At 63.0% G+C, this 1,951-nt stretch carries 3 protein-coding genes; all 3 read right to left on the reverse strand.

The features are described from left to right. Positions 1-464 (reverse strand): acyl-CoA dehydrogenase family protein (locus AC1DT7_RS24125; RefSeq protein WP_478038853.1); only part of this gene is annotated, 464 nt, incomplete at its 3' end. Between the two features lie 33 nt (positions 465-497). Further along, positions 498-1,370, reverse strand: coding sequence for a branched-chain amino acid aminotransferase (locus AC1DT7_RS24130; RefSeq protein WP_478038855.1), 873 nt, complete (start codon positions 1,368-1,370; stop codon positions 498-500). Further along, positions 1,367-1,951, reverse strand: a 585-nt coding sequence (locus AC1DT7_RS24135) for a dihydrolipoamide acetyltransferase family protein (protein ID WP_478038857.1), incomplete at its 5' end; no start/stop codon positions are given. The genes AC1DT7_RS24130 and AC1DT7_RS24135, both read right to left, overlap by 4 nt.

Below are 1,951 nucleotides of genomic sequence, written 5' to 3' on the forward strand. Positions count from 1 at the left end.
GGCACATAGCCGGTATCGGTCTCTTCGGCGCGAAGCTTCATCGAGACGACGTCCGAGCCGGCACCGGCTTCAGACATGGCGAGGCTGCCGACATGCTCGCCCGAAACGAGCTTGGGCAGATACTTCGCCTTCTGCTCCGGGTTCGCCCAGCGACGGATCTGATTGACGCACAGGTTGGAATGCGCGCCGTAGCTGAGGCCGATCGAGGCGGAGGCGCGGCTGACTTCCTCGCAGGCGATGACATGCTCGAGATAGCCGAGGCCGAGCCCACCGAACTCCTCCTCGACGGTGATGCCGTGCAGGCCGAGCTCGCCCATCGCCGGCCATAGCTCCCTGGGGAACCAGTCCTCGGCGTCGATCTTTGCGGCCAGCGGGGCGATCTGCTCGCTGGCGAAGCGCTGGGTCACGTCGCGGATCATGTCCGCATTCTCGCCTAGGGCGAAGTCCAGAATCTGGTCAGTCATATAGGGTCCGCCGTCAAAAGGGGCATCGCCGCGTCAGCGGCCTGTGGTGAGCACCGAATACCGATCGATCATTCGCCGGGTCAGTGGGCCCGGGGTGAAGCGCAGACCGCCGATCTCACCAACCGGCGTGATCTCGGCCGCGGTACCGGTCAGAAAAACCTCGCTTGCGCGCTCCAGCTCCGCGGGTTCGATCTGGCGTTCAACAATGTCGATGCCATCTTCTCGCGCCAGGGCAATTACTGTCTGGCGGGTGATGCCATTCAGGAAGCAATCAGGGGTGGGCGTGTGGAGCTTCCCGTCGATCGCGAGGAAAATGTTCGCACCGGTGGCCTCCGCTATCAAGCCGCGATAGTCGAGCATCAGCGCATCATCATAGCCTTCCGCCTCTGCCTGCTGCTTCGCCATGGTGCAGATTTGATAGAGCCCTGATGCCTTGGCCTGGGTCGGCGCCGTGTCCGGTGCGGGTCTGCGCCATGACGAGTGCTGAAGCCGGATACCCTTCATCCGCTGCTCGGGGGAGAAATAGGATGGCCATTCCCAGGTCGCGATTGCGACATGAATCCTCGCGCCACCCGGAGAAAGCCCGACCTTGTCCGATCCCCGCCACGCGGCGGGCCGCAAATAACAGTCTGTCAGCCCGTTCAGTGCGATGACCTGATTGCAAGCAGCATTGATCGCCTCCGCGCTGTAAGGGATGCGATAGCCGAGGATGCGGGCTCCCTCGATCAGGCGCTGCGTGTGTTCGTGCAGCTTGAATATCCGGCCGCCATAAGCGCGTACGCCTTCGAAAACGGCACTGCCGTAATGAAGGGAGTGAGTCAGGAAGTGAATCTTTGCATCACGCCAGGGGATGATCTCGCCATCAAACCAGATGACGCCGTCGCGGTCACTATAATCGGTCGTCATGCCGATCCCTTTCTATCATCGGAAAAGAGCAGCACTGGCGTCTCGAGATATTTCTTGAGCGCCTGGACGTAACTTGCCGCATCCCACCCATCGACGACGCGGTGATCGCAGCTGATCGAGAGGTTCATCAGCTTGGCACGGACGATGTCGTCGCCGCGGAAGACGGGGCGCTCGACGATCTTGTTCGGGCCGATGATCGCGACCTCGGGCCGGTTGATCACCGGTGTCGTCGCGATGCCGCCGAGCGGGCCGAGCGAGGTGATGGTGAGCGTGGAGCCGCTGAGCTCCTCGCTCTTCGCCTTGCCCGTGCGTGCTGCCTCGGCGAGCCGGCCGATCTCGCTCGCAAGCTGCCAGACGTTCAGGTCCTGCGCGTCGCGGATCACCGGCACCATCAGGCCGGCCGGCGTCTGGGTCGCCATGCCGAGATGGATCGAACCGTGGCGCGTCACCACGCCCGCCTCGTCATCATAGCGCGCGTTGATCATCGGGAAGTCGGGGATCGACTTGCAGATCGCGACGATCATCAGCGGCAGCATGGTCAGCTTGGGCCGGTTGCCGCGATTGGCATTGAGATCGGCGCG

Source organism: Sphingomonas sp. P3_C6 (assembly GCF_056402595.1).

Coding starts and splice junctions, on each gene's coding strand:
- AC1DT7_RS24130 (WP_478038855.1), bottom strand. CDS start 1,370: ATGACGACCGATTATAGTGACCGCGACGGCGTCATCTGGTTTGATGGC.